Below are 24,618 nucleotides of genomic sequence, written 5' to 3' on the forward strand. Positions count from 1 at the left end.
AATCGCCGCAACCGGGGGTCTAACCTTGAATTGCCAAGGATTGGCTAACGCCTGGCCAGCTTACCTCGCTGCCGTTGCGGCTGCCGCAACTGGCTGGAAACGCGGATCGACGGTCGGTTTCCTGGCATAATCGACATCGCTTGGGACATAGGCCGGATTGAACCGTTCGGCCCAGCGTTCGGCTTCGACCAGCCACTCGATGTGGACGTCCTCATAAGGCAGGTTGTGCGTGCCCTTGGGCTGTTCGACATAGCGGAAGTCCACGCCCTCCGTCTTGCCCGAGCCCTTCAGTCGCGAAACCAGCGTGCGCGACTGCTCGATCGGGATACGTGCATCGCGCAGGCCGGCGACGATAAGGATCGGCGACCAGGGACCGTTGGTGTTGCGCGCCGAAGAGATCGCCACCAGGTTGTCGGCCGTAGCCTGGAAGCTGGCACCGAAGCTGCCGAAGGTACCCTGGTCAAAGGCCTTCATCATCGGGAAGTCATAGACGCCGGCGCCGGCAATTGCGCACTTCCACAGGCTCGGATCGCGCTGCGCGCCGCGGGCCGTGGCATAGCCGCCATAGGACCAGCCCATCAGACAGGCGCGCTTGGGATCGATCAGCCCGGTCTGGCCGAACCAGGTCAGGGCGTCGTTCAGATCGTCCTGCATCCGCTGGCCGTAACCATTGGGCTTGCGGCCCTCCATCACGAACTCGCGGCCATAGCCGCCCGAACCGCGATAGTTAGGCTGGATCACGACATAGCCCAGTTCAGCCATGGCCTGGTGCCAGGGGAAGAAGCCAAAGCCTTCCTCGTCACGTACGCCGAACGGGCCACCATGCGGCATGACGATCACCGGCAGGTTCTTGCGGTGCGGGCGGTGACGTGGATAGGTGACCACGGCAGGGATTTCCATCCCGTCGGACGCCTTGTAGCGGATCGTCTCGGTCGGGTTCATGTCGGCATCCTTGAGCTCGGGATGGAAATGCCCCAGCACCGCGAGGTTGCCGCTTTCAGTGTCGTAGACGTAATAGGTGCCCGGTTCCGACGGCTTAGCGATGAACATCACCAGCTTGGTGTAATCGTCATTGGCCGAGATCAGCTGGGCGTTGCCCTTGCCGAAGTCCTCGTCGAAGAAACCCTGGATTGCGCGAAGGCGTTCGTCGTACCAGCGCACATAGGGCTTGTTGGTGGTGTAGCGCACACCCAGCAGACGTGAGCCGCTCTTGTCGCGGATCAGATCGTCGACATCGTGGCCAGGGACTTCGTAGATGGGCTTGCCGATCGGCTGCAGGGTGTTGAGATCGATCCGGTAGACCCGGCGGAAGTTGTCCCGGTTGCTGGTGGCATAGGCAACATTGGGATCGCTGGTGAAGATATCCGGGACGACCTGGGTGCCGGTGAAGGTGGCATCCTTCTCGTTCGAGATCGTGCGGAACTGTTCACTGGCATTGGCGCGGTACATCAGCCGCACCTTGCCGTCATCGCTGTTGCCCACCCCGGCGCGGATCACGCCCGTGCCATCAGCGACCCAGCTGCGCACGAAGACGTTCGGGCGCTGCACGGTGGAAAACTTGCCAGTACGGACATCGACCGAGATCACTTCGGGCCGGAACTCATTCTGTTCGTTGCGGAAGGACGAGCGTTGCAGCAGGATCGTTTCCTTCGCATGGTCGCGGTGCAGGATCACGCCGCCATCGCCGGTCGTGCCTTCCCAGGCCAGCGGCGTGATCGACCCGGATTCCAGATCATAAGCCACAAGGCGGCGCAGGTCCGAACGCTGGCCGAAGATGATTTCGCGCGAAAGCACGGTGAAGAGCACCGTGCGATTGCCGACCCAGGACCAGGTCCCGATCGTGCGGTCACCGGCTTCGCGGAACTCCTCGGCCCGGGCAAAGAACTTCGGCGGGCTGCCGGGCTTGGTCAGGTCGATGATGCCAAGGTTGTCGATGCCATTGCGGCTCATCATCACCGCAATCTTGGTGCCATCGGGCGAAATGGCGGGGTTGCGCATGAAGGGGCGCTTGCCGAACACTTCGGTTGGCACCCGGCCCTTGATTCCCTTGACCACGATTTCGGACTTGGCCTGCGGCGCGCCCTGGGCCGCGAGGGGAGATGACAGTGAGAGGGACAGCACAGCGGCCAGCGCCCCGCCGAGCAGAGTAGGTTTTGCGAGCACTTTCAATACCTCCGACAGGGCGCGACCAGTGCGACCCGAGCGTCGGAAGTCTATCAAGCTGCTGCCCGCGTGCAATGGGCCTTTGTACCGGTACAAAGGAAAACCCCGCCCGGATCGCTCCGGACGGGGTTTCCTTCACCCTGGCTGGGCTGACGCGGTGTGACCCGCCTCAGTGCCCCCCGGCCAGCGCCGCGAGCAGCAGCAGCGCGACGATGTTGGTGATCTTGATCATCGGGTTCACGGCCGGACCTGCGGTATCCTTGTAGGGATCGCCCACGGTATCGCCAGTCACCGCGGCCTTGTGGGCTTCAGAGCCCTTGCCGCCGTGATGGCCGTCTTCGATGTACTTCTTCGCGTTGTCCCACGCGCCGCCACCCGAGGTCATCGAGATGGCCACGAACAGGCCGCCCACGATCACGCCCAGCAGCAGGGCACCGAGCGCGGCAAAGCCGTTCTCCTGGCCCGCCACAGCGGCGATCACGAAGTAGACCACGATCGGCGCAAGCACCGGCAGCAGCGAAGGAATGATCATTTCCTTGATCGCCGCCTTGGTGACGAGGTCGACCGTGCGGGCATAATCGGGCTTGGAAGTGCCCGCCATGATGCCCGGGTTGTTCTTGAACTGGTCACGCACGTCGACCACCACGTCGCCCGCAGCGCGACCGACAGCGGTCATCCCCATGGCCCCGAACAGGTAGGGCAGCAGCGCGCCGAGCAGCAGGCCGACGATGACATAGGGGTTTTCGAGACTGAAGTTCACCGGACCCGTCAGGCCGAGTGCGGTCGAGAAGAACTTCAGGTCCTCGGTATAGGCGGCGAACAGTACCAGCGCGGCGAGGCCGGCCGAACCGATCGCGTAACCCTTCGTCACGGCCTTGGTGGTGTTGCCCACGGCGTCGAGCAGGTCGGTCTTTTCGCGGACGCTATCGTCCAGACCAGCCATTTCGGCGATCCCGCCGGCATTGTCGGTCACCGGACCGTAAGCGTCGAGCGCAACGACCATCCCGGCCAGTGCCAGCATGGCGGTGGCGGCATAGGCGATGCCGATCAGACCGGCGAGCTGGTGAGCGATGATGATGCCTGCCACGATCACGATCGTCGGCAGGGCAGTCGATTCAAGGCTGATCGCCAGGCCCTGGATCACGTTAGTGCCGTGACCGGTTTCCGACGACTTGGCGATCGAGCGCACCGGGCGATACTTCGTGCCGGTGTAGTACTCGGTGATCCAGATGATCAGGCCGGTGATGACCAGGCCCAGCAGCGAGCAATAGAACAGCTCGCGCCCGTTGAAGGTCTGGGTGCCAACGGTCATTTCGGTGGCCATGCCGCCCAGGGCGGTATCGGTGGCCCACCAGATCGCCGGCACGGCCAGCACGGCCGAAACCAGGAAGCCCTTGTACATCGCGCCCATCACGTTCGTGCCACCACCCAGGCGGACGAAGAAGGTGCCGATGATGCTGGTGACGATGCAGACGCCGCCGATCAGCAGCGGCAGCGCCATCAGGTTGGCCAGCTGCGGAGCCTGCGACATCAGCAGCGCGGTCAGCACCATGGTGGCGCCGACGGTAACGACATAGGTTTCGAACAGGTCGGCAGCCATGCCGGCGCAGTCGCCCACGTTGTCGCCCACATTGTCGGCAATCACGGCCGGGTTGCGCGGATCGTCTTCGGGAATGCCCGCCTCGACCTTGCCGACGAGGTCCGCGCCGACGTCGGCAGCCTTGGTGAAGATGCCGCCGCCCAGACGCGCGAAGATCGAGATCAGCGAGGCGCCAAAGGCCAGCGCCACCAGCCCGTCGATCACCGTGCGGCTGTCAACGGCCAGCGCCATCGGTCCGGTCAGGTACCAGAAGAACACCGCGATCGCGAGCAGCGCGAGGCCGGCCACGAGCAGACCGGTGATCGCCCCGGCGCGGAACGCCATGGTCAGGCCTGCCTGCAGGCCGGTCTGCGCGGCAGCAGCGGTGCGGACGTTGGCGCGAACCGAAATGTTCATGCCGATGAAGCCGGCGACGCCCGAAAGCACCGCCCCGATGATGAAGCCGGCGGCCGAGATGGTGCCCAGGAAATAGGCGACCAGTACGGCGACGACCAAGCCAACAATGGCAATGGTGGTGTACTGCCGCTTCAGGTAGGCTTGCGCCCCTTCCTGGATCGCGGCGGCGATTTCCTGCATTTTGGCATTCCCGGCGGATGCGCCGAGCACCTGGCGACTGGTAATGAAGCCGTACACTACGGCTACCAGGCCCAGGATGATTGCGAGCGTGACGAGATCCACGAGTTCGCTCCCCCTTTGTTGATTGTAGTTAGCACAAGCCCCGCGGGAATGCGGGGCTGACCGGCGAAAGGTATAGGCCGCAAATCGGGCTTTGCAACGCTTTCGAGCGCCCTTTTCCCCTGCGTCACCCCGGGGCTTTCCTGACCCCGTTTCCGAATGGCACAGCATTGTGACAACAAGGTTTCTTGCGCCACACGATGGTTTGTGAGAAGTTAACGCCCATGGCCGCAGTTCTCAAACAAGTGCTCGCGTGGATGCCGTTCTTCTTCGGCATCGGGTTCATCGCTCCCCTTACTGCCCAGCTGATGCAGCTGTGGGAAATTCCGGCGCCGTTCGGGCTCAGTCCGATTGCCTTCGGGCTGATCTTCGGTGGCACCTGGGGCTTGATTGCCAATATCCGGGGGCGCTGGCTGTGAGCGAGAACGAACTGCTGCTGCGCACCGGCGCCGGCACCGAGACTACGGCTCCAGCCAGTGATCGCCCGGCCATGCCGCTGGGCCCGGACGGGCTCGATCGCTACACCCGCCGCGACCTTCGCAAGGAAGAGATCGCAATCGCCCGCCAGTTTCATGGCGGCACGATGTGGCCCTATGCGGTGGCGGCCTTTGGTTGCTTTGCCGTGTGGCTCTCGTTCTTCCCGCTGGCGATCATGGGCATGCTGAACCTGCCGCTGGCCTTCGCGCTGTCATGCTTCTTCTGCGTCGGTGGCTATGTCACCAGCCATGAGGCGATGCATTCGAACATTGGCCGCCCCGGCAGCAAGACCCGCTGGCTGAACGAGGCGGTGGGCGCGGTTTCGACCATTCCGATCGTCTTCCCGTTCTCGATGGCGCGGTTGATGCATCTGGAACATCACTATCATTGCAACGATCCGCTGAAGGACCCGGACTATACCGACGAAGCGCCCAACATGTGGGCCGCCTGGTACAAGACCTGGTACAACCGCCAGCCGGGCGTCGATGGCTCGATCCACCACTACAAGCGGATCCTCGCCGAAATGGGCACTCCGGCGGCCCGGCGCGCGCTGGTGGAGACGATGATCCTCCAGCTGGTGTTCATGGGTACGCTCTTCACCATGGCCTGGAACGGTTACGCGATCGAGGCGGCGCTGATCTGGTGGCTGCCGCGCCATATCGGCCTCAGCTATATCCGCTTCTTCCTGTCCTGGGCGCCGCACCATCCGCGTGAGGGCAAGACCGGGCGGTACGAGAACACCAATATCTTCAAGAGCCGGGTGGGCCACATCCTGTCGATGGGAATGCAGTATCACCTGGTCCACCACCTCTATCCCGGCATCCCCAATCACCGGACCAAGGAAGCCTATTACGCGCTCAAGCCGATCCTGAAGGCGCGCGGGGTGGACGTCTCGCCGCTCTAGCCGTGCTCGTAGCCCAGCCCGCTGGCTTCGGTCAGCGGCGTCCCATCCAGCAGGATCGGCGAAATCCCTTGCGCCAGCGCCGTACCGATGCGGTGGGCGGCGACTGGCGAGTGGGCAGAGGCGGGCAAGGTGAACAGCAACTGGTAATCTTCGCCCCAGCGCAGGGAATCTGCGCGTCGGTTCTCCGGCGCGGCCAGCGGAACGGCCAGGCTGTCGATCGCGAAGGTCACGCCCGAAGCGCGGGCCATGCGGCTGGCATCAAGCAGCAGGCCGTCGGACAGGTCCATCATTGCCGTGACGTGCGGGGTCAGCGCCTGGCCCTGGGCCAGTAACGGCAGCGGGCGGCGATAGGCGGTGCTGTCAGCGTTGGTGCCGTCGCGCAGTGCCTCGAAACCCAGCATCGCCGCGCCGACCGGGCCGGTCAGCCACAGTCCGTCATTGACCTGCGCGCCGCCGCGTGAAGGCACGGGGCGGTGGGTGGCGCGGCCCAGCGCGGTCAGGCCCAGCACCTGCGACCCGCTACCGCCAATGGTGTCGCCGCCCAGCAGCGGCACGCCATAATGATCCAGCACTTCGGCCAGGCCAGCGAGGAACCGCGCATCGTCCGGGCCGAAGCGATAGCCCAGCAGCACGCCCAGCGGCTCGGCCCCCTTGGCGGCCAGGTCTGACAGGTTTGTGGCGACCAGTTTCCAGGCCACGTCGGCCTGATCCTGACTGCCAAGGAAATGGACTCCCTCGGCCATGGCATCATGGGTCAGGATCAGCGTTTCGCTGCCGAGGTCCAGCACCGCGCAATCATCCGCCAGCCCGCGCGCGGCGGGATGCGCGGCAAGGGCGCGCAAGGCATCAATGAAGGCCGCCTCGCGGCTCAGCCGCGCACGTCCCGGGCTACGGCATCGAGCACGCCGTTGACGAACTTGGCCTCGCGCGCCTCGAAGAAGGCATGGGCCACATCAACATATTCGCTGATCGCCGCGCCGGTCGGCACATCAGCGCGCGCCAGCAGCTCCCAGGCCCCGGCACGCAGGATCTGCAGCATGGTGCGGTCGAGCCGTTCCAGCTTCCAGCCTTCGGCCAGGCGCGCCTCCAGCAGCGCGTCGATTTCCTCGTACCGGGCGATCACCCCCTGGACGATGGCATCGAAAAAGGCGACTTCGGCCGCGGCATACTGGTCGCCCTCGATCTCCGCGCCCAGCCGGTGGCGGTGGAATTCGTCCAGCAAGGACGCCAGCGGCGTGCCTTCCATCGCGTGCTGATAGAGCGCCTGGACCGCCGCCAGGCGGGCGGCGGCGCGGGCCTTGGTCTTGCTCATATGTCCAGTCTCACTTCGATCGAGCGCGCGTGGGCTGTCAGCCCTTCAGCATTGGCCAGTTCGATCGCGGCGGGGCCAATGGCCTTCAGCGCCTTCGTATCGAGCTGGATGAAGCTGGTGCGCTTCATGAAATCGAGCACCGACAGGCCCGACGAAAACCGCGCCCGCCGCCCGGTGGGCAGCACGTGGTTCGGCCCGGCGACATAGTCACCGACCGCCTCTGGTGTCATCCGGCCCATGAAAACCGAGCCGGCGTGACGGATCCGGTCGAACATGGCTTGCGGGTCGTCCGTGGCGATCTGGACGTGCTCGGCAGCCAGCGCATTGGCCAGCGCCGGTGCTTCGGCCAGCAGATCGGCCACTTCGATAATCGTGCCGTGGGTGTTCCAGCTTTCGCTGGCCACGCGGGCCGTCGGCAGCATGGCCAGTTCCACCCCGATCCGGTCAGCCACGGTATCGGCGAAGACCGGATCGTCGGTGATCAGGATCGACTGGGCCGAGGGATCGTGTTCGGCCTGGCTCAGCAGGTCGGCGGCGGTCCATTCGGGCGAGTTCTGGCCATCGGCGATCAGCAGGATTTCGCTCGGCCCGGCGACCATGTCGATGCCCACGACGCCGTAAAGCTGGCGCTTGGCCTCGGCCACCCAGGCGTTGCCGGGGCCGACGATCACGTCGACCGGCTTGATTCGTTCGGTGCCATAGGCCAGCGCGCCCACCGCCTGGGCGCCGCCGATCCGCCAGACCTCGTCCACGCCCGCCAGATGCGCGGCGGCGAGAACCAGCGGGTTGACTTGCCCCTTGGGCGTCGGGGTCACCACCACCAGCCGTTCAACGCCCGCGACCTTGGCCGGGATCGCGTTCATCAGCAGCGAGGATGGATAGGCCGCTCGGCCGCCCGGCACGTAAAGCCCGGCGGCATCGACCGCGCCCCAGCGCGCACCCATGCGCACACCGTGCTTGTCCGTCTCGTCGCGGTTCGCGGGCAATTGCCCCAGGTGGAAGGCGCGGATCCGCTTGGCGGCCAGTTCCAACGCGGCGCGCAGGTCCGGCGGCAGGTCGTCGAAGGCCTCGCGGCAGGTTTCGGCATCGATCCGCCAGTCCGCCTCGCTGGTGAGCTCGTGCTGGTCGAACTTGCGGGTCAGTTCGGCGAGAGCCGCATCGCCCCGGTTCTTGACGTCATCGAGGATGATCTGGACGTCGCGGGCGACATTCTCGTCGCTTTCGCGCCGATCGGCCACCAGCTTGCGGAAAGCGGCTGCAAAGCCGGGGTCACGGGTGTTGAGGCGCAGCATCAGGCGGCCTCCGCCGGGGTGGCCAGCGCCCGGAAGGCCTCGACCAGCGCGCCGACGCGGGCATCGGTTTTCAACGCCGCGCGGTTGACGATCAGCCGGGCCGAAACCTCCAGGATCGTGCTGGTTTCGGCCAGGCCATTGTCCTTCAGCGTCCGCCCGGTCGAGACCAGGTCGACAATCCGGCTGGCGAGGCCGAGTCCGGGGGCAAGCTCCATCGCGCCGTTGAGCTTAACCACTTCGGCCTGGACGCCCATTCGCTCGAAGTGGCGGCGGGTCAGGCTGGGGTACTTGCTGGCGACACGCAGGTGGCTGGTCAGGGCTGCGCCGATCTGGTCCGCTGGCTCGGCCACCGACAGGCGGCAGTGGCCGATGGCGAGATCGACCGGGGCGTAGAGGTCGGGATAAGCGAATTCCTCGACCACGTCGGAACCGACGATGCCCACCTGCGCCGCGCCGTGCGCCACGAAGGTCGCGACATCGAAGGCGCGGACGCGGATTACCCGCATGTCGCTGCCTTCGCAGGCGAAGGACAGGGCGCGGTTGCCCTTGTCATGAAAGCCCACCTCCGGCACCACACCGGCGCGGGCCATCAGCGGCAGCGCCTCGTCCAGGATGCGCCCCTTGGGCACGGCGAAGGTCAATGGCTTGAGCATAGCGCCGCGCGTTTAGGCGGGGCGCGGCGAAAGGGCAAGGAGCGCCTATGGTCCAGGGTTATGAGTTCATCGATATCAACGCCAAGGGCGAGGGGATCGTCGTCGCGGCCTTTGACAACCAGGTAGCCTATTGCCGCGCCTCGGGAGCGACCGTGACGGCCCGGGTGGTCGCGGCGCTGCGCGATCTGCTCGATCGGGGCGAGGGCGGGGCGCTGCTCGGAGCCATCCGCGCCTGGCCTAGCGCGCCGCTGGCCGATGCCCTGCCGCTGCGGGTGGCGGGCGGCATCCATTCGCTGCACCTCACTGGGGTGGAGCGCGATCTGGCCGCCATCTACGAGGATCGGGCGGGCATCGATGATGCGGCGATAGTGGCGGCGGCAATCCATCGATACGAAGCGCGGCTGCTTCCCTGGCTCGACGGTCCGCCGCAGACCAATGAGGCCGGCCGTTCCAGCAACTTCATCGCCGCCATGCTGTGGCTGGCGGATCAGGGCCTGCCGCCGCGCTTTGAATGCCTGGAAATCGGCTCCAGCGCGGGGATCAACCTGATGCTGGATCGCTATCACTATGATCTGGCCGGGGTTGAGGTCGGGCCGGAACATGCGGCCATGCGGTTCAAGCCCGAATGGCAGGGCAGCCCGCCACCCGCCCGGGCCATCGAAATCGTCTCAACCAAGGGCTGTGATGTCGCGCCGGTTGACCTGACCGACCCGGACCAGGCGCTGCGGCTGAAAGCTTATATCTGGCCGGAGCACGCCGTGCGGTTTGCGCGGATGGCAATCGCGATTGCCGAAGCCGGGCAGACTCCGCCGAATCTGGTCAAGATGAATGCCGCCGATTTCATCGAGTTTGAACTGGCGAAGCCGCAGGCGGCTGGCACGACGCGGGTCATGATGCACTCAGTCGTCTGGCAATATGTCCCGGCCGATCAGCAGGAACGGATCACTCGGGCGATGGAGGCTGCCGGCGCAGCGGCCACGGCTGAACGGCCGCTAGCGTGGATTTCGCTGGAGGCTAACCGGCTTCTGCACCTGCACGAGACGAGCGTCCTTTACTGGCCCGGCGACGGGGAGCCGGTGCAGCTCGCCACGGCGCACCCGCACGGCGCCAGCATTACCTGGCAAGCCTGATCCAGGCGAGGGTATCGTCGATCCGTTCCTTCCACCCGCCGTGGTAGGACACCCATTCCCACCCGGAAACGGCCGCCAGCGCCGCCACCCCCAGCCCGCCGACCTGCAGGGTGGTCAGCCCGCCCTGCCAGGCGACATAGCCGAGGGCCAGGAACAGGATCGCGCCGATCCCGTGCGATAGCGGGAAATTGCCGAGCGGGTTGGAATGGCGCTTGAACAGGCCCAGCCCGCTCAGGAACACCACCGCCCCGCCGCACAGCGTGAGCGCCAGCTTGCCATCGGCTGGCTGGTCCCACATGGCCAGCAGCTTGGCATCGGCCACCGCGGTGACCACGATGCCCAGCACGATCGGCATGTGCAGATAGGTATAGGCGCTGCGGCCCACCCGGCCGACCTCGGCATTGCTGCTGATATGCTCCGATCCGCGTTTCTGCCCCAGATCGAAATAGAGCCACCACATCAGGACCGATGACATGAAGGCCAGTGCAAAGGCCAGGGCTGGGCCGAGTGCCTTGTCGGCATTGGCAAAGGTTGCCCCGGTGATGATGATCCCTTCACCCAGCGCGATAATGATGAACAGCCCGCAGCGTTCGGCCATGTGGCTGCCGGAAATGTCCCAGTCGGCCGGGCTCGACCGGCCCAGTAACGGCACGGGAAACAGCGTGATCGGCCCCAGGTACTCGATCGCCACGGCCAGCCCCCACCAGCCAAGCCGCTCTTCCTCGGGCCGCAGCACGCCGATCAGCCAGAACAGGGCCGACAGGCAGAACCACACCCCGATCCGCATCATGTTGCGGCCATTGCGCGGGTTTTCGGTGCGCAGGATCAAGGCCATGAACACGGTCCGCCCAATCTGCAGGGCGACGTAACTGAGCGCGAAGAGCCCGGCATACTTGCTGAAGCCATAGGGCAGGGCCACCGCCATCAGCAGGCTCAGCGCCATCAGCACCAATAGCATCACCCGCACTTCGAACCGTTCGGGATCGGCCCAGTTGGTAGCCCAGGTGGTGTACATCCAGGCCCACCACACCGCCAGGAACAGTACCAGCGCCTGGGCAAAGCCAAGCCAGGTCAGGTGGTCCTTGAGGAAGTGCGACAGCTGGGTGATCGCGAAGACGAAGACCAGGTCGAAGAACAGTTCGAGGAAACTGACCGGAGCGTGGCCGCCGCCATGATTGCGCAGCAGCGAGCGGCGGCTCTTCGCCTCGGCGGCGGCCAGCGCCGCGCCGATCCCGCCCCGGCGCGGCTCAGCCATGGCCGGTCCGGGTCAGGAAGGCGTCCAGCGCTCCGTTGACTTCGGCCGGGGCTTCCCACTGCACGAAATGGCCGCTGCCCGGCACTGTGACCAGCGTCAGGTCGGCGATCACCTCATCCAGCCCCTCGATATTGGCGGGGGGCAGGGCAATATCGTCCAGCGCCCAGATCACCAGCGTCGGGATGGTCAGCTTCGGCAGGGCCGGGGGCTGCCAGCCGGCGGGGATTTCATAAGGCGCGTCCATGTCCAGCACTTCCATCGGGCTGGCGCGGTACCAGTTGAGCATGGCGATGGCGGCTTCGCGGTTGGCATAGTCCTCCATCAGCGCGGCGCGCTCTTCGGCTTCCATCTTCGGGTTCTCGCGCACCTCGCCAAAGGCCTTGAGCAACACGCCGCCAAGGCCGAACTGGTCGACCAGTTCATCGCTCGCGGGATCGCGGAACACCCGGAAATACTGGCTGGCCTGCCGCTGCTGGCGGTTGGTGTAAAGCAGCTTGGGGAAGATGACCGGATGCGGAGCGTTCATGACCACGGCCCGGCTCACCCGGCCATTCAATTGCCCCATGATCGCCACGCCCCAGGCAATCGCGCCGCCCCAGTCGTGCCCGACAATCGTGAACGGTCCCACGCCAAGCGCATCGACCAGCTGGAACACGTCGCCAATCAGCTTGTCGGGCGTGTAGTTCTCCACCCCTTTGGGCTTGGACGAGCCGCGATAGCCGCGCTGGTCCGGCGCGATGCAGCGATAGGTGCCGGACAGGTGGGCGATCTGGTGGCGCCAGGTGCGGTGGCTGTCGGGAAAGCCGTGGAGGAAGATCAGCACCGGCCCATCGCGCGGTCCGACATCGACCACGTCCAGTTCGATCCCGGTGGCCAGGGTAACGCGGGTCTGCTTCATCACTGCTGCGCCTCGGACTTCATCTTTTCGGCATAGCCAGCTGCCATCATCGCCGCGACCTGATCAAACAGGGCATCGGGGGTGCGGCGCAGTTCGCCCATCTTCGCTTCGCCGCCTTCGGCCACGATGATCTCGCGCTCGTCAGCCAGCATGGCATCGGCCATCCACTTGGCCGCAACCAGCGGATCGATCCCGTTGTCGATCACCGAATCGCTGGCCCCGCGGGCCGAGCCATCGGCAGTCAACGCATTGCGCGACACGTCGGTACGGATCGATCCGGGGTAGATCGTGTGAACCTTCAGCCCCAGCACTGAAGTTTCGGCCCGCAGCGCATCGGCATAACCGGCCAGGCCGAACTTCGCCGCGCAATAGGCGGTGCGCATCGGCACGCCGACCTTGCCCGCGATCGAGGAGATATAGGCCAGCCGGCCCCACTTGCGCGCGGCCATGCGCGGCAGGATCTCCTGCGTCAGCGCGATTGGCGCGAGCAGATCGACATCGATGATCCGCTGATAGACCGGATAGGCCGTTTCCACCGCCAGGCTGCGCTGCGAAATCCCGGCATTGTTGACCAGCAGGTCAATCCCTGCGCCCGACCAGTCCCAGGCCTTGGCCACGGCCGGGGCCAAGGCCGCGATGTCGGTGGTCTCGAAGGGCAGGACCAGGCAATCGCCGCCGCAATCGGCAGCCACGGCTTCCAGCGCATCGACCTTGCGGCCCGACAGCACCAGCCGCGCGCCCTGATCGGCCAGTACCTTGGCCAGGGCCGCGCCGATCCCCGATGAAGCGCCCGTGATCCAGGCGGTCTGTCCTGCAAAGCTCATCTCTCTCTCCCTGTTCTCTTGAATCAGTCGCTGTCGCTGTTGGTCAGCGGCACCTGCGGGATCGGGATGAATTCATCCTCATCCCCCGGCACCGTGGGGAAGCGGCCTTGCCGCCAGTCATCCTTGGCCTGCTCGATCCGCTCGCGGCTGGAGGAAACGAAGTTCCACCAGACATGGCGCGGGCTGCCAATGGCCGCGCCGCCCAGCAGCATTACCCGCCCGCCGCGCTCGCTGGTCAGCTTCATCGCCTGACCCGGCGCGAGCACTGCCAGTTCATAGAGCCCCAGCGCCACGCCAGCGACGCTGGCCTCGCCGCCGACCAGCATGACTGCGCGTTCCTCGGCCTCGCTGTCGAGCGGGATCGCCCCGCCGGGGGCGAGGACGATCTCGGCATAGATGGTCGGCGAATGCTGGGTGGTGGGGGGCGTGTGGCCCCACAGGCTGCCCATGATCACCCGGGCGGAAACGCAGCTATCCTCGACCAGCGGCAGGCCGGTCTGCGCTTCGAAAGCCGGGGCGATTTCCTCCTTGCCATCGGGCAGGGCCAGCCAGGTCTGCATTCCGTACAGCGGCTTGGGCAGGTCGCGCTCGGCCGACAGGCCGCGCTCGGAATGGACGATCCCGCATCCGGCGGTCATCAGGTTGACCTGGCCGGGACGGATCGTGGCGAAAGTGCCCAGGCTGTCGCGGTGATCGATCGCACCCTCGAACAGCCAGGTAACCGTGGCGATGCCAATATGCGGATGCGGGCGCACGTCCATCGCCGCGCCGGGCGGCACGATCGCCGGGCCGAACTGGTCGACGAAGACGAAGGGACCGACCATGACCCGGCGCGGGCTGGGCAGGACCCGGCGCACCTGGAAGGCGCCCAGGTCATGCGTGACCGGCTGGATCGTGGTCAGGATGCTCACTCTCCGGGCGCCTTGGCCTTGATCGCCAGGGCGTGGACCCGCTGGCCGGGAATGTCGCCCAGCGCGGCGTTGACCAGTCGTTGGCGCTGGAGCCGCGAGACGCCGGCAAAGGCGGCGCTCTCGATCTCGACGGTGAAGTGCGATTCGCCCGAACCGTCATCGCCCATGTGGCCGCTGTGCTGCGCGCTGTCGTTGATCACTGCCAGCCGCGTCGGGGCGAAGGCGGTGGTGAGAAGGGCTTCGATTTCTGCTGCAATGGTACCGGTCATGCCTTTTCTTCTAGCCGAACTGTCGGCATGGGGAAGCCCGTGAAGCACGATCGATTTCATGGCCGGGTGCGGGGAACGCAGCGCCCCTGCGATTGGCCCGGCTGCGACCTGGCCGGGGAATTCCGCGCGCCCGGTCCGCGCGGGTCCAGCTTTGACGGGCCGGGCGATTACCGCTGGTTCTGCCTCGATCACGTGCGCGAATTCAACGCCGGTTACGACTGGTTCGCCGGGATGACGCCGGAAGAGATCCTCGCCGCGCAGCACCCGGTCCACGGCTGGGATCGGCAGACCCGCGCCTTTTCCCCCACGGCAGGAATCGATGCCGCACCGCGCTGGGCCGATTTCAGCGATCCGCTGGAAGCGATCTCTGCCCGCGCCCGGGCTCGGAAACCGACCGAGCGCCAGGATGGCCGCCCGGTGACGGCCGAGGAACGCCGCGCGCTCGACACCATGGGGCTGGCGCTCGATGCCACGCGGCATGACCTGCGCAGCCGCTATTCCGACCTGGTGCGGCGCTATCACCCCGATCGCAATGGCGGGGATCGCAGCTTCGAGGCGAAGCTGCAGGCGGTGGTCGAAGCCTATCAGTTGCTGCGCAAGGCGGCGGCCTTTGCTTAAGATATTCGGTGCCTGAGCAATCAGGCGCCGGTCGGATCAGGCTAGCGCGCGGCTGAGGATCTTGTCCTCGATCGCGGCGAAATGCTGCCAGCTCGGCCGCGCCGTGACCCGGGCATACCAGGCGGCGGTGCGCGGGTGCGTGGCGGGATCGGGTTCCAGTCCGACATAGCCGAGCGAGCGCAGCACGGCCGCCACGGCGACATCGCCCACGCTGAAATCGCCGCCGGCCAGCCAGCCATCGCCGCACTGGCTTTCAAGATAGGCCAGCACCGGCTCCAGTTCCTTCAGCCCCTGTTCGGCCGCAGCCTCATCACCGGGCTTGCCCATCAGCTTGGGCCCGACGAAGCGGTTGAACAGGACCTTGCCGCCGGCGGCGACGAGGATCGTATCGGCAAATTCCTCGAACCAGATCGCGCGAGCCTTTTGCTGCGGCGTGCCAGGGACCATTGGCGGAACGGGCTGAAGGGCATCGAAATAGGTCACGATCGCGGTTGAATCCGCGCAGGTGAAATCACCATCGACCAGCGCCGGGATCTTGCGGAACGGGCTGGCGGCGAGGAATTCCTCGGCCGGGGCGGCGGGGTTGCTCATGGCCAGTTCCACCGGAATGCCCTTTTCCGCCGCCACCACGTGAACCTTGCGGACAAAGGGCGAGATGGGGAAGCCATAGACTTTCATGGGCATGCGCTCCTGCTTTCGGACTGGCGGACATCGAGTCGTGATTTGCAACGGATTCCTTATTGCAGGGCGGGCGCGGCGCGTATAGGCGATGGCCCGTCATGACCGATATTCCCAACATCCAGCTCGACACAAGCGGCAACACGATCCTGCCTGCGCCCGACATCGAACTCGACGTGCGCGAGACTTTCGGGATCGATATCGACATGAAGGTTCCGGCCTTCTCGGCGGCCGATGAACGCGTGCCCGATATTGATCCGACCTATGTGTTCGATCCGGACACCACGCTGGCGATCCTGGCCGGCTTTGCCTTCAACCGCCGCGTGATGGTGCAGGGCTATCACGGCACCGGTAAGTCGACCCACATCGAACAGGTCGCCGCGCGCCTCAAATGGCCGTGCATCCGCATCAACCTCGATGCCCATATCAGCCGTATCGACCTGATCGGTCGCGATGCGATCGTGCTGCGCGACGGCCTGCAGGTTACCGAATTCCGCGAAGGCCTGCTGCCCTGGGCACTGCAGCACCCGGTCGCGCTGGTGTTCGACGAGTATGACGCGGGCCGTCCGGACGTGATGTTCGTGATCCAGCGCGTGCTCGAAACCGAGGGCAAGCTGACCCTGCTCGACCAGAACCGCGTGATCCGTCCGAACAAGCATTTCCGCCTGTTCGCCACGGCCAACACCGTGGGCCTGGGCGATACCTCGGGCCTTTATCACGGCACCCAGGCGATCAACCAGGGCCAGATGGACCGCTGGAACATCGTCGTCGGCCTGAACTACCTCCCCGCTGCGGTGGAGAGCGAGATCGTGCTGAAGAAGGTTGCCGACGTGCCCGACGATACGGTCGACAAGATGGTCAAGGTGGCGGACCTCACCCGCCAGGGCTTCATCGGCGGCGATATCTCGACCGTGATGAGCCCGCGCACCGTGATCACCTGGGCGCAGAACACCGCGATCTTCAAGGATCCGGGCTTCGCCTTCCGCCTCTCGTTCCTCAACAAGTGCGACGAGACCGAGCGGATGTTGGTGGCCGAATACTACCAGCGCGTGTTTGGTACCGACTTGCCGGAAAGCGTTGTAGCCAAGGGAACCTGATCCGATGCTCGATACTGCCGCCATCCGCGCGAAATATGCCGAAGAGCGTGACAAGCGAATTCGTGCGGAGGGCAACGAGCAGTATCGGGAACTTACCGGCAAGTTCGCCCACCTGAAGGATGATCCCTACATGCCGGTCATCCCCCGCGATGGGGTAACCGATCATGTCGATTTCACGTTCATCGGCGGTGGTTTTGCCGGACTGGTAGTCGGTGCCAAGCTGACCGAGGCCGGCATCGGCAAGGTCCGGATTATCGACAAGGCCGGCGATTTCGGCGGCAACTGGTACTGGAACCGCTATCCCGGCGCGCAGTGCGATACGGCCTCGATGATCTATCTGCCGCTGCTCGAGGAAACCGGGCACATGCCGAGCGAGAAGTACGCCCATGCGCCCGAGATTCTCGAGCACAGCCGGCGGATCGGGCGGACATTCGGGCTGTACGAGCATGCGCTGTTCCACACCGCGGTGACCAGTCTTGACTGGGATGACGGCGCTGGCGTCTGGATCGTCAGCACTGACCGGGGCGACCGCTTCACCACCCGGCATATCGGGCTCGGCACCGGTCCGCTGCACGTGGCTAAGCTGCCCGGCATTCCGGGCATCGAACGCTTCAAAGGGCACAGCTTCCACACCAGCCGCTGGGACTATGACTATACCGGTGGATCACCCGAAGGCGCGCCGCTCAGCAAGCTGGCGGACAAGCGGGTGGCGATTATCGGTACCGGGGCCACGGCCGTGCAGGCGGTGCCGCATCTTTCGGCCAGCGCTGGCACGCTATATGTCTGCCAGCGCACTCCCAGTTCAGTCGATGTGCGGGCCAATGCGCCGATCGATCCCGAATGGTTCGCTTCGATTGCCGAGCCGGGCTGGCAGTACAAGTGGCTGGACAATTTTGCCGCCTGGCAGACCGGGATGGTCATGCCCGAGGTGGACCTGGTGGACGACGGCTGGACCGATCTGGCCAAGATGATGCGCGCCAAGATGGCCGCGATCCCGCTCGATCAGCGTACGCCCGAATCGATGTTCGCATCGTTCGAGGATGCCGATCACGAAAAGATGGAGCAGATTCGCGCCCGCACCGATGCGGTGGTCAAGGACAAGGAAACGGCCGACAAGCTCAAGGCCTGGTACCGCCAGCTGTGCAAGCGGCCGTGCTTCCACGATTCCTATCTGCAATCGTTCAACAACCCCAATACCGTGCTGCTCGATACCGATGGCAAGGGCTGGAGGAAATCACCGAGAACGGCATTGTGGTCGGCGGGCAGGAATATCCGGTCGATTGCATCGTCTATGCCTCCGGCTTCGAGGTGGGGACCGACTATCGCCGGCGCTGCGGGTTCGACGTTGCCGGTCGCGACGGGCGGCTGCTTTCCGAAGCCTGGGCCGACGGGATGCGGAGCAAGCACGGGATCCATGTTCACGGCTTTCCGAACCTGTTCATCGTCCAGCCGCAGCAGGGCGCGAACCTGATTTCCAACGTGCCGCACAACATCGTTGACAGCGCGAAGACCTTTGCCCGCATCCTGGCCCACATGCAGGCCCAGGGGCTGAGCCGGGTTGAAGTGACGGCGGAGGCGGAAGAGGCCTGGCTGCAACTGCTCGATTCCGGGCCTGGTCCGATGCTTGGCTCGGTCGATTGCACGCCGGGCTATTACAACAACGAGGGCAAGGGCTGGGAAGAAGCCGGTGCCGGTCTCGGCCGCGGTTATCCGTGGGGCGCGGTTGCCTATTTTGCCTATATCGACGGTTGGCGAAACGACGGAAAGTTCGACGGGCTGGCCTTTCAGTGAGCCGTCCAGCTGCTGCCTTGCTGCTGCTGGTTCCGGCAGCAGTGGCTGCGATCGCCCCCGAACCGCTGCAATCGGAAACCGTCGCCGCCGCCGAAGCGCAGCCCGCTCTCACCGTCAGCCGCTATCCGCTGGTAGTACTGAGCCAGGATCGCGTTGCCGGACCGCAGGTGCTGCCCAGCGACGGAGTCATCGCCGAGATTCCGCTGCGGCTCGACTGGTCGGCCCGTGTCGCGCGGGTCGAGGCGCTGGAGATTGGCGGGGTGCGCCGCGTGGTACGGCCGGATACGCCCATTCCGGGCTTCCGCATCCTTGAGGCAAGCGGGTCGCGGCGGCTGGCCTGCACCCAGTTTGCGAGGCCTACTGTCGCCGACAACCCGGAGGACGCGCGCGGCAAGCGCTACGATAAGGAGCAATCGCTCTGCCTGCTGGACAGCGATCTCGACGGCCAATTCGAAGCCGCCCTGGCCGTCGGCGCGCGTTGGGCGGAAGATCGCGGAATCAAGCCGATCAGGCCACTGGCCTATGCCTTCGAGAACGATGTCATCACCCAGACGGCGCTGCGGTTCAGGTATTCCGGCAACCGGCGCGGTGGGGGCACGATCAAGGCCTATTACCGCATCGCCGGGGTCGATCTGCCGCTGGTCAGCCTCAGTTCCGGCACGCCGGACAACCTCGCCAGGCAGAAGGTTCATCTGGAGGTCGCGAAGGGCGCCGCCCCGCAGACTTTTGACCTCTTGGGTGCCACCTTGCTGATCACGCCCGCGCTGACGAAAGACGGCGCGTTCCATTTCGAGTTCAAGTCTGACTTTCCGCGGCAATCGGTCGATTTCTGGGTCCAGGGCGCGGTCACCGCGGTGACCAGCACGACCTTCCGGCCCTGAACCTGGCCTTTGAAAGGGTACCTATGTCGATCCTTGCCACTTGCCTTGCCCCGCTGCTGCTGGCCCAGGCTGCGCCGGCGACCCCTTCGGCGGAAACCGGGTGCAAGGCCAGCCTGCCCGAGCAGCCGCCCGTCGCAGCCAAGCCCGCCAGCGGGTTTTATGACAAGAGCGCCGATGCCCGCGCGGCGATGGACGCAGCATTGGCCGATGCGGCACGAAGCGGGCGTTCGGCGGTCCTCGTCTTCGGTGGGGACTGGTGCCATGACAGCGTTGCCCTGGCCAAGCTCTTGACCTCGGACGCGTTCAAGGCCGAATTCGGCACGGGCTATTCCGTAACCCTCATCGATGTCGGCGTGCCGCAGACCGGCAGTGGCCGCAACCTTGAGCTGCTGGCGCGGTTCAAGGTGAAGGACCTGAAGGGCACGCCCGCCATGTTCGTGGTCGGCCCGGACGGCGCCCTGCGCAACAAGCGCAAGGACGCGCTATCCTGGCGGAACGCCCACAGCCGGGGCGATGCCGCGATCCTCGACTGGTTCAGGAAGCTCAAGAATTGAGGGCTATCCCCACAAGCGCCGTTCGTCCTGAGCCTGTCGAAGGACCGCCTTTAAGCGGAACAGTGCTTCGACAAGCTCAGCACGAACGGGTGGGTATCAGCCAGCCCTACCCATCATCCTGGTCTGCGTGGGCCATGGTGCCGCCGCCGGCCGGGCCGGTATAGCCGGTCGCGCCGTCCTTGCCTTCCCACCAATAAGTGGGGCGCTTGCGGGTGCCGGTCAGTTCCTCGTTCAGCGTCGCGGCGTCGAGCAGGCGGCCGCCCAACATCACCTTGCTGACCCTGTCCGAATTGCGGATGTCCTTGGTCGGGTCGGCATCCAGCACGACCAGGTCGGCGAGCTTGCCGGGTTCGATGCTGCCGACATCGGCATCGTAGCCGAGCGAGCGGGCCGCCTCGATCGTCCCGGCGCGCAGCGCCTCGACCGGGGTCATCCCGCCCCGCACGAAGGACCACAGTTCCCAGTGCGCGGCGATGCCCGGTTCCTGCCCATGCGCGCCGATCGCGACCGGCACCCCGCGCCGCGCCAGCTTGGCGGCTTCGCGGGCGCTGTCATCGTCCTTGTAATCGCCTTCGGGGGCGATTTCGCGGCGGGCATTGGCGGCAGTCAGGATCGCGGCGGGCTGGTGCTTCTGCAGCAGCGGATGCTTCCACACCTCGGTATGGGCGCGCCAGTAGGGATCGCCTGCCGGTCCGCCATAGGTCACGACCAGGGTGGGGGTGTAGCCCACCTTCGAGCCGCTGTAGAACTGCAGCACGTCTTCATAGAACACGCCCAGCGGCAGGTTGTGTTCCACCGTGGTGTTGCCATCGGCCACCAGGGTCATGTCCATGCCGAACAGCGAACCGCCCTCGGCCACCGAGCGCAGCCCCTCGTTGATCGCGGCGATCGCCACCTGCTGGCGCTGGTCGCGGCGCGGCTGGTTGTAATTCTTGAGGCTGTGCGCCCCTTGCGCCTTCAAGCGGCGGACATGGGCCAGAGCATCGTCATAGCTGTCGATCTGGGCATAGACCCCGGCCGACTTGGCGCCATAGACGATCTCGGCCGTGGAGAAGCTGCGTGGGCCGATCACCTTGCCCGCCTGGACCATTTCCAGGGCCGGGAAGACGGTGCGCGCGCTGCTTGAGGGATCGTGGCGGGTGGTCACGCCCAGCGCCAGGTTGGTCATTTCCACCCAGTTGGCCTGCGGCGTCACTTCGTCGATCCCATAAGGCCCGTGAGCGTGGGCATCGATCAGGCCGGGGATGATGGTCTTGCCGGTGGCGTCCAGCGTGGGCGTGCCCGCCGGGATCGTCACCGCCGCCGCCGGGCCGACCGCCGCGATGCGGTTGCCTTCGATCAGGATCACCGCATTGTCGATCGCGCCGCCATCGGCACCCTTCATGGTCACGACCCGCGCGCCGACGATCGCCACGCGCCCCTTCGGCTTTTCGGCCGTCACCTTCATCGACAGCGAAACGCCGGTCTTGGGCGGTTCGAACTTTGCGGGCTTGGCGCCCTTGGCAGCGGGCGCATCGGCGAACATGGCCGCGCGTTCGGCGCTGAACACCGTGGGCCCGAGCGACCAGTTGAGCTTGCGCCCGCCTTCGCTCCAGTGGATCCAGTCGGCCCCATCGCCGCTGGCCTTGGTCACGGGCAGGGCGCCGCCCTTGGGCGAAAGGCTGACTTCCTGCGTGCCTGGCAGCAGCGGCACGACAAAGGCCTGGTAGTTCTGGCGGAAGGCGAGGTACTGGCCATCGGGCGAGACGCGATAGTCGTTGACCAGTTCGCCCTTGGCATGGACGCGGCGCGCCTCGCCGTTGAGGTCAAGGCTGACCAGGCGGCTTTCCTTCGCATCGCCTTCCATCAAGAACAGGCGATCATTGCTGGCCCCGAACTGCGGGCGATTGCCGTTTTCGGTGATCCGCACCGCCGCGCCGCCGCTGCTGGCGACGCGGTAGATCCCCGGCTCGACCGAGCCGCGCGGGCTGGACAGATATCCGCCGGCATCCTTCTCGAACACCACGGTCTTGCCATCGGGGGAGAAGACCGGGCGCTTGTAATGCCCGGCCGTGGCGAGCGTCGTGGCCTTGCCGCCGGTTGCCCCGATCACGCGCACTTCGCCCAGGTCCGCATCGGTCCAGCGGACATAGGTGATCCGCTTGCCGTCGGCCGACCACGCCGGATAGGCCTCCATGGCGGCTTCATCGCTGGTCAGGCGGCGCGGTTCGCCCCCGGCCATCGGCTTGATCCAGAGCTTGCCCAGCGTTTCGAACACCACGCTCTTGCCATCGGGCGAAACGGTCGCGCCGCGCGGCATCTTCGTTTCGAAGCTGTCCGGGGCCACGGCGACCCGCGGCAGCGGCGGATCGATCACGCCGCGGCTGTCGCTGATCCGGAACGGGATCACCGTGCTCTTGCCCGAAGCCAGGTCCACCCGGTTGAGCTTGCCCTGCGCCCAGACGATCACGCTGGCCGAATCCGGGGTCCAGGCCATGTTGGGATAGACGCCGGTAACGGCCCAGGTTTCCTGCGAATCCATGTCGAGCGCATCGAACACCTTGCGATCCTCGCCAGTGGCCAGGTCGCGAACATAGAGCTTCGATTGCGTCGCCTCGCGGCGGACATAGGCCATCTTCTTGCCATCGGGCGAGGGCGTGGGGCGCACGGCGCCGCCTTCACCGCCGATCACCCGCTCGGTATGGCCGGTCTCCAGCTCATACCGCTCGATCGCGAAGATCTGCTGGTTGGAGTTCTGGGCATACTCGAAAATCGGCCCCGGCGTGGTGTTGCGGGTGAAGTAGATGTGCTTGCCATCGGGCGCGAAGATCGGTTCGCCCAGTTCCTTCTGGTGCGCCTCGTTGGGCCGCTTGACCAGCAGCACCCCGTCACCGCCCGAGACGTGATAGAGCCACACCTCGCCCGTGCCGAGCGAGCGCTGGGTGGTGAAGTGCTTCTTGGCGACGATGTACTTGCCGTCCGGGCTCCAGCTCGGCTGGTTCATCAGCCGGAAGCTCTCGTTGGTCAGCTGGCGCTTGTCGCTGCCATCGCGGTTCATGATCCAGATGTTGTCGCCGCCGCCCCGGTCGGAAGTGAAGGCGATGCGCTTGCCATCGGGCGAGAAGCGCGGCTGGGTTTCATAGGGCAGGCCTTCGGAAATCCGCGTGGGCGTGCCGCCGGTGATCGGCATGGTATAGATATCGCCCAGCAGGTCGAAGGCCACGGTCCGCCCGTCCGGGCTGACATCGAGGTTCATCCAGGTGCCTTCCTCGACCTGGATCGGCACTTCGCGAATCTTGACGCCCGGCGGTGCCGCCACGTCCCATTTGGGCGCATCCTTGGCATCCTGCGCCAAGGCGGCGGCGGGCAGGGTGGTGGCCAGGCCCAAGGCAAGGGCCAGGCGCGAGGCGGTGCGGGCAAACAGCATCATCGGTGACAAACTCCCCCAGTCTGGCCCCGGGGTGTTTCGCCCGGAGCCAGCACTGTCAATCATCGGTTCGGCGAACGACTTGGCCGAGGGGACGAGCGGCTCAGGCCCCCGGCGTGACCAGGTACTTCTCGCCAGTGCGGCGGGCGTTGTACATGGCCACCGCTTCGCGGGTCAGCATGTCCTCAAGGTTGCCCTTCTTCGCATAGTGGCTGGCGAAGGTGGTGGTCAGGTCCTTCATCACCCGCGCGCGCATCCGCCCGGTCACTTCCGGCCCGGCCTTCATCATGAAGGGGGTCAGCAGCCAGCCGGCCAGGTCCCAGGTCAGGCCGAAGGCGCGGTTGAGGATCGTCGGCCCCAGATCGAGCGCGCCGTAGATGTAGACCTTCTTCGGCTCGGAAGACCCATAGCGGCTGAAGGCAGCACCGCGGCTGGCAGCGGCTTCCATTGCGCTGAGGAACTGGCTGGCCACCGTGCCGCCGCCGATCGGATCGAAGCCCAGCATGGCCTTGGTTTCGGCAATCGCGTCGATCAGCTTGGGCATGTAATCGGCGTCGGTCATGTTGAGCACGTGGGTCGCGCCCAGGTCCTTCAGCAGCTTCACCTGCGCGTCCGAACGGACCACGTTGACCAGCGGGATATTGTCCTCAAGGCAGATCTTGACCAGCATCTGCCCCAGGTTCGAAGCGGCGGCGGCGTGGACGATGCCGGTGAAGCCTTCCATCTTCATCGTCTCGACAAAACCGAGCGCGGTCATCGGGTTGACGAACGAGCTGGCGGCCTGTTCGGCGGTCACGCTGTCATCCACGGCAAAGCCCATGTTGGCATCGGCATAGGCATAGGTCGCATAGGCGCTGCCCGGCACGCAGGCATAGCGCTTGCCGAGCAGGGCTTGCGCGGCCGGATCCTCGCCCGCGGCTACCACGATCCCGGCGCACTCGTTGCCGGCCGGCATGGCCATGCCGTGGCGGGCCTTGAAGGCGCGGGTGGCGGCGTCAGGCATCTTCGCCACGACCTTGCCGGGGGAATACTGGGCATTGTCGGTATCGGCGCTGGCGAACAGCAGACCCAGGTCCGACGGGTTGATCGGCGATGCCTCAACCTGCACCAGCACCTGGGTGCCCTTGGGCGCGTCCCAGGTCTTGTCGTTGAGCTGGACGGTCAGCGTGCCATCGGCATCGAGCTGGGTGGTGAGTTGCTTGCCGGTAAAGGCCATTGGTTATCTCCCGA

General features: G+C 65.7%; 23 protein-coding genes. 9 read left to right on the plus strand and 14 right to left on the minus strand.

What is annotated here, in order from left to right:
• Positions 1-60 precede the first annotated feature (60 nt).
• Complete coding sequence (locus O9281_RS02045; protein ID WP_298182220.1) at positions 61-2,163, minus strand: prolyl oligopeptidase family serine peptidase; 2,103 nt, start codon at positions 2,161-2,163, stop codon at positions 61-63.
• A 169-nt stretch (positions 2,164-2,332) separates the two neighbouring features.
• The gene (locus O9281_RS02050; RefSeq protein ID WP_298182221.1) at positions 2,333-4,441 is read right to left on the minus strand and encodes a sodium-translocating pyrophosphatase; all 2,109 of its coding nucleotides are present in this window, start codon (positions 4,439-4,441) and stop codon (positions 2,333-2,335) included.
• Positions 4,442-4,662: 221 nt separating this feature from the next.
• Here O9281_RS02050 and O9281_RS02055 point away from each other — a divergent pair, with 221 nt between their 5' ends.
• Positions 4,663-4,857 (plus strand): hypothetical protein, encoded by a 195-nt coding sequence (locus O9281_RS02055; RefSeq protein ID WP_298182223.1) that lies wholly within the window; start codon positions 4,663-4,665, stop codon positions 4,855-4,857.
• Positions 4,854-5,819, plus strand: coding sequence for a fatty acid desaturase (locus tag O9281_RS02060; protein ID WP_298182224.1), 966 nt, complete (start codon positions 4,854-4,856; stop codon positions 5,817-5,819). The genes O9281_RS02055 and O9281_RS02060 overlap by 4 nt, the downstream gene beginning before the upstream one ends.
• Here O9281_RS02060 and thiL read toward each other — a convergent pair.
• Genes thiL through hisG form a run of 4 tightly spaced genes read right to left on the minus strand, consistent with a single transcriptional unit; the run spans position 5,816 to position 9,076 of the window.
• Positions 5,816-6,691: a thiamine-phosphate kinase gene (gene thiL, locus O9281_RS02065; RefSeq protein WP_298182591.1), complete on the minus strand. Its 876-nt coding sequence runs from the start codon at positions 6,689-6,691 to the stop codon at positions 5,816-5,818. The two genes, O9281_RS02060 and thiL, sit on opposite strands and share 4 nt — an antisense overlap.
• Positions 6,688-7,131 (minus strand): transcription antitermination factor NusB, encoded by a 444-nt coding sequence (gene nusB, locus O9281_RS02070; RefSeq protein ID WP_298182226.1) that lies wholly within the window; start codon positions 7,129-7,131, stop codon positions 6,688-6,690. Before nusB ends, thiL begins: the two co-directional genes overlap by 4 nt.
• Positions 7,128-8,423, minus strand: a complete 1,296-nt coding sequence (gene hisD, locus O9281_RS02075) for a histidinol dehydrogenase (protein WP_298182227.1) — start codon at positions 8,421-8,423, stop codon at positions 7,128-7,130. The genes nusB and hisD overlap by 4 nt, the downstream gene beginning before the upstream one ends.
• Positions 8,423-9,076 carry an ATP phosphoribosyltransferase gene (hisG, locus tag O9281_RS02080; RefSeq protein ID WP_298182229.1) on the minus strand — a complete coding sequence of 218 codons (654 nt, stop codon included), beginning with the start codon at positions 9,074-9,076 and terminating at the stop codon, positions 8,423-8,425. The genes hisD and hisG overlap by 1 nt, the downstream gene beginning before the upstream one ends.
• 47 nt (positions 9,077-9,123) lie before the next feature.
• Here hisG and O9281_RS02085 point away from each other — a divergent pair, with 47 nt between their 5' ends.
• Positions 9,124-10,206 carry a DUF2332 domain-containing protein gene (locus O9281_RS02085; protein ID WP_298182231.1) on the plus strand — a complete coding sequence of 361 codons (1,083 nt, stop codon included), beginning with the start codon at positions 9,124-9,126 and terminating at the stop codon, positions 10,204-10,206.
• Here the strand turns inward: O9281_RS02085 and O9281_RS02090 are convergent.
• From O9281_RS02090 to O9281_RS02110, 5 genes are read right to left on the minus strand one after another with little or no spacing between them, the layout of a single operon-like run.
• Positions 10,190-11,461, minus strand: a complete 1,272-nt coding sequence (locus tag O9281_RS02090; RefSeq protein ID WP_298182233.1) for a low temperature requirement protein A — start codon at positions 11,459-11,461, stop codon at positions 10,190-10,192. The genes O9281_RS02085 and O9281_RS02090 overlap by 17 nt on opposite strands.
• Positions 11,454-12,359 carry an alpha/beta hydrolase gene (locus tag O9281_RS02095; protein WP_298182235.1) on the minus strand — a complete coding sequence of 302 codons (906 nt, stop codon included), beginning with the start codon at positions 12,357-12,359 and terminating at the stop codon, positions 11,454-11,456. The genes O9281_RS02090 and O9281_RS02095 overlap by 8 nt, the downstream gene beginning before the upstream one ends.
• On the minus strand, positions 12,359-13,183 hold the full coding sequence (locus tag O9281_RS02100; RefSeq protein ID WP_298182237.1) for an SDR family NAD(P)-dependent oxidoreductase: 825 nt from the start codon (positions 13,181-13,183) through the stop codon (positions 12,359-12,361). The genes O9281_RS02095 and O9281_RS02100 overlap by 1 nt, the downstream gene beginning before the upstream one ends.
• A gap of 23 nt (positions 13,184-13,206) precedes the next feature.
• Positions 13,207-14,088 (minus strand): pirin family protein, encoded by an 882-nt coding sequence (locus O9281_RS02105; protein WP_298182592.1) that lies wholly within the window; start codon positions 14,086-14,088, stop codon positions 13,207-13,209.
• A 2-nt stretch (positions 14,089-14,090) separates the two neighbouring features.
• The gene (locus O9281_RS02110; RefSeq protein ID WP_298182239.1) at positions 14,091-14,363 is read right to left on the minus strand and encodes a BolA family transcriptional regulator; all 273 of its coding nucleotides are present in this window, start codon (positions 14,361-14,363) and stop codon (positions 14,091-14,093) included.
• A 39-nt stretch (positions 14,364-14,402) separates the two neighbouring features.
• Between O9281_RS02110 and O9281_RS02115 the strand changes: the two genes are divergently transcribed.
• Positions 14,403-14,981, plus strand: coding sequence for a DnaJ domain-containing protein (locus O9281_RS02115; RefSeq protein ID WP_298182241.1), 579 nt, complete (start codon positions 14,403-14,405; stop codon positions 14,979-14,981).
• Positions 14,982-15,017: 36 nt separating this feature from the next.
• On the opposite strand, the gene O9281_RS02120 is transcribed toward O9281_RS02115, so the two are convergent.
• Entirely contained in the window at positions 15,018-15,665 is a 648-nt protein-coding gene (locus O9281_RS02120) for a glutathione S-transferase family protein (protein ID WP_298182243.1), read from the minus strand.
• A 95-nt stretch (positions 15,666-15,760) separates the two neighbouring features.
• Between O9281_RS02120 and cobS the strand changes: the two genes are divergently transcribed.
• From cobS to O9281_RS02145, 5 genes are read left to right on the plus strand one after another with little or no spacing between them, the layout of a single operon-like run.
• Positions 15,761-16,756, plus strand: coding sequence for a cobaltochelatase subunit CobS (gene cobS / locus O9281_RS02125; RefSeq protein WP_298182245.1), 996 nt, complete (start codon positions 15,761-15,763; stop codon positions 16,754-16,756).
• A gap of 4 nt (positions 16,757-16,760) precedes the next feature.
• Positions 16,761-18,227 carry an NAD(P)/FAD-dependent oxidoreductase gene (locus tag O9281_RS02130; protein WP_298182247.1) on the plus strand — a complete coding sequence of 489 codons (1,467 nt, stop codon included), beginning with the start codon at positions 16,761-16,763 and terminating at the stop codon, positions 18,225-18,227.
• Positions 18,149-18,547, plus strand: coding sequence for a hypothetical protein (locus tag O9281_RS02135; protein WP_298182249.1), 399 nt, complete (start codon positions 18,149-18,151; stop codon positions 18,545-18,547). Before O9281_RS02130 ends, O9281_RS02135 begins: the two co-directional genes overlap by 79 nt.
• Positions 18,544-19,428: a hypothetical protein gene (locus O9281_RS02140; protein ID WP_298182251.1), complete on the plus strand. Its 885-nt coding sequence runs from the start codon at positions 18,544-18,546 to the stop codon at positions 19,426-19,428. Before O9281_RS02135 ends, O9281_RS02140 begins: the two co-directional genes overlap by 4 nt.
• Positions 19,429-19,451: 23 nt before the next feature.
• Positions 19,452-19,982, plus strand: a complete 531-nt coding sequence (locus O9281_RS02145) for a thioredoxin family protein (RefSeq protein ID WP_298182253.1) — start codon at positions 19,452-19,454, stop codon at positions 19,980-19,982.
• Positions 19,983-20,088: 106 nt separating this feature from the next.
• Here the strand turns inward: O9281_RS02145 and O9281_RS02150 are convergent, their stop codons facing one another.
• On the minus strand, positions 20,089-23,388 hold the full coding sequence (locus O9281_RS02150; RefSeq protein ID WP_298182593.1) for an amidohydrolase family protein: 3,300 nt from the start codon (positions 23,386-23,388) through the stop codon (positions 20,089-20,091).
• Between the two features lie 103 nt (positions 23,389-23,491).
• Positions 23,492-24,604, minus strand: coding sequence for an NADH oxidase (locus O9281_RS02155; protein WP_298182256.1), 1,113 nt, complete (start codon positions 24,602-24,604; stop codon positions 23,492-23,494).
• Positions 24,605-24,618 lie beyond the last annotated feature (14 nt).

Origin of the sequence: Novosphingobium sp. (assembly GCF_027531025.1) — a bacterium.
Taxonomy (GTDB): domain Bacteria; phylum Pseudomonadota; class Alphaproteobacteria; order Sphingomonadales; family Sphingomonadaceae; genus Novosphingobium.

Bases quoted from the DNA above. Each gene is read 5' to 3' on its own strand.
- O9281_RS02055 (WP_298182223.1), top strand. From the start codon at position 4,663: ATGGCCGCAGTTCTCAAACAAGTGCTCGCGTGGATGCCGTTCTTCTTC.
- nusB (WP_298182226.1), bottom strand. From the start codon at position 7,131: ATGAGCAAGACCAAGGCCCGCGCCGCCGCCCGCCTGGCGGCGGTCCAG.
- hisD (WP_298182227.1), bottom strand. From the start codon at position 8,423: ATGCTGCGCCTCAACACCCGTGACCCCGGCTTTGCAGCCGCTTTCCGC.
- hisG (WP_298182229.1), bottom strand. From the start codon at position 9,076: ATGCTCAAGCCATTGACCTTCGCCGTGCCCAAGGGGCGCATCCTGGAC.
- O9281_RS02085 (WP_298182231.1), top strand. From the start codon at position 9,124: ATGGTCCAGGGTTATGAGTTCATCGATATCAACGCCAAGGGCGAGGGG.
- O9281_RS02090 (WP_298182233.1), bottom strand. From the start codon at position 11,461: ATGGCTGAGCCGCGCCGGGGCGGGATCGGCGCGGCGCTGGCCGCCGCC.
- O9281_RS02095 (WP_298182235.1), bottom strand. From the start codon at position 12,359: ATGAAGCAGACCCGCGTTACCCTGGCCACCGGGATCGAACTGGACGTG.
- O9281_RS02100 (WP_298182237.1), bottom strand. From the start codon at position 13,183: ATGAGCTTTGCAGGACAGACCGCCTGGATCACGGGCGCTTCATCGGGG.
- O9281_RS02110 (WP_298182239.1), bottom strand. From the start codon at position 14,363: ATGACCGGTACCATTGCAGCAGAAATCGAAGCCCTTCTCACCACCGCC.
- O9281_RS02120 (WP_298182243.1), bottom strand. From the start codon at position 15,665: ATGCCCATGAAAGTCTATGGCTTCCCCATCTCGCCCTTTGTCCGCAAG.
- cobS (WP_298182245.1), top strand. From the start codon at position 15,761: ATGACCGATATTCCCAACATCCAGCTCGACACAAGCGGCAACACGATC.
- O9281_RS02130 (WP_298182247.1), top strand. From the start codon at position 16,761: ATGCTCGATACTGCCGCCATCCGCGCGAAATATGCCGAAGAGCGTGAC.
- O9281_RS02135 (WP_298182249.1), top strand. From the start codon at position 18,149: ATGCGGAGCAAGCACGGGATCCATGTTCACGGCTTTCCGAACCTGTTC.
- O9281_RS02145 (WP_298182253.1), top strand. From the start codon at position 19,452: ATGTCGATCCTTGCCACTTGCCTTGCCCCGCTGCTGCTGGCCCAGGCT.
- O9281_RS02150 (WP_298182593.1), bottom strand. From the start codon at position 23,388: ATGCTGTTTGCCCGCACCGCCTCGCGCCTGGCCCTTGCCTTGGGCCTG.
- O9281_RS02155 (WP_298182256.1), bottom strand. From the start codon at position 24,604: ATGGCCTTTACCGGCAAGCAACTCACCACCCAGCTCGATGCCGATGGC.